A 212-nucleotide genomic window follows, 5' to 3' on the forward strand; every position below is an offset into this window, starting at 1 on the left:
AAGGCCTTGACCGTGCCAGTGCCATCGTGTCCTGCGCGAACAATCGCCGCGACCGGCAAACCTTGTTTTTTCTCAAGTACGGGGTAGTAGCAACGATCGAACATGTCTTTCATCGCTCCAGACATGTAGCTGAGATTTTCTGGTGTGAAAAGAATGACAGCGTCTGCTTGAATGATGTGCTCTGGAGTGGTCTCGAATGCAGATAAGCTAGT

The 212-nt window shown here is 50.0% G+C and carries 1 protein-coding gene; it reads right to left on the minus strand.

Going from position 1 to position 212, the window contains the following annotated elements:
- The coding region (locus A3762_RS05450; RefSeq protein WP_197469049.1) for a flavodoxin family protein at positions 1-212 on the minus strand (212 nt) is incomplete at both ends.

The sequence above is a fragment of the Oleiphilus sp. HI0125 genome (assembly GCF_001635355.1).